The 966-nt window shown below is 73.0% G+C and carries 1 protein-coding gene and 1 pseudogene; both read left to right on the top strand.

Features of this window, described 5'->3' with window-relative positions; translation table 11 throughout:
- Positions 1-284: pseudogene (locus HMPREF0058_RS11430) on the top strand (hypothetical protein); the annotation flags it as partial.
- 48 nt (positions 285-332) lie between these two features.
- Positions 333-842, top strand: coding sequence for a cyclic pyranopterin monophosphate synthase MoaC (moaC, locus tag HMPREF0058_RS11425; RefSeq protein WP_006549954.1), 510 nt, complete (start codon positions 333-335; stop codon positions 840-842).
- Positions 843-966: the final 124 nt, after the last annotated feature.

The following is a 966-nucleotide window of genomic DNA, read 5'->3' as shown; positions in this document are numbered from 1 at the left end:
GCCGCCAGCACCTGGCTGTGCGCGCCGTGAGCGCCCCGCAGGCCGCTGCGGGCCAGGAGGCCAGCCCGGTTTCCTGCGACCCCACGAGCCAGCCGCTGTGGGTCGCTCCGGCCCACCACCTCGGCTCAGGCTCACACCTCGTGGCCTCCCTGGCCCGCGCCGAGGCCCTGGCCGTGGTCCCGGCCGAGGCCGAGGGCGTGAGCCAGGGTGATCAGGTCCGTCTCCTCGCCCTGTCAGCCCCGCCCGTGCCCGGCGCAGGCCGTCTGCCGTCCTGCGGCCAGTAGCAGCCGCCGTCTCCATCTGTCAGCCCTCACTCGATCCAAGGAGTACCCTTGTCCCCCTCTCCGATCCGCCTGACCCACCTGGACCACGCCGGAGCCGCCTACATGGTGGACGTCACCGCCAAGCAGCCCACCGTGCGCACCGCCAGCGCGAGCGCCTTCGTCAGCTGCTCGCCCGCGATCGTGGCCGCGCTGCGGGACGGAACCGTGCCCAAGGGGGACGTACTTGCCGTCGCCAGGGTCTCCGGCATCGCCGCGGCGAAGAAGGTCCCTGACCTGCTCCCCCTGGCGCACGTCATCGGCGTCCACGGCTGTCAGGTGGACCTGGAGATTGAGGACGAGGGCGTGCGTATCGAGACCACCGTGCGCACTGCTGACCGCACAGGTGTGGAGATGGAGGCCCTGACCGCTGCGACCGTGGCGGGGCTGGCCATCGTGGACATGGTCAAGGGCGTGGACCGGGCCGTGGCGCTGCGCGAGGCCAAGGTGACGGCGAAGTCCGGCGGGCGCTCGGGCGACTGGGTGCGCCCGGCCGACGGCGAGGATCCCGCAGGCCTCTAGCGAGCCGCATCCCGAGGAGCACCATGAGCCACCAGGCCCCTCCGCCCACACCCTGTCCCGTCTTCGACGTCGTCGTCCTGGCAGGCGGCACCGGTCGCCGGCTGGGCGGGGTCTCCAAGCCCGA

The sequence above is a fragment of the Actinomyces urogenitalis DSM 15434 genome (assembly GCF_000159035.1).
GTDB lineage: Bacteria > Actinomycetota > Actinomycetes > Actinomycetales > Actinomycetaceae > Actinomyces > Actinomyces urogenitalis.
The sequence above is the reverse complement of the archived record's forward strand: the minus strand, read 5'-3'. Positions and strand labels throughout refer to the sequence as shown.